We start from the raw sequence: 240 nt of genomic DNA, 5'->3' as shown, positions 1-240 counted from the left end.
GGGGTGGGGGGGGGTTGGGACCTCGAGGCCGACCTCAAGGCCTGGCAGAGGCGCTACCCGGGGAACGAGGAGAAGGCGAGGAGCCTCCTCAAGGCCCTCAAGCGCCCCGAAGGGGTGAACCCCGTCACCCTCGTCGTGGACGACGCCACGGGCCTCACCCCCAGTGTGGTCCCCTGGCTGGTGGCCTTCGCCGAGGTGGCCACCCTGGTCCTGGCCGTCCACCCGGAGACCCTAAGGAAG

1 pseudogene is annotated in these 240 nt (G+C 71.2%); it reads left to right on the top strand.

The features are described 5' to 3' along the window. A pseudogene (locus tag ACYQ0J_RS00170) lies at positions 1-240 on the top strand (ATP-binding protein); the annotation flags it as partial.

The sequence above is a fragment of the Thermus sp. FJN-A genome, from assembly GCF_054655095.1.
This window is presented reverse-complemented; position numbering and strand designations above follow the sequence as displayed.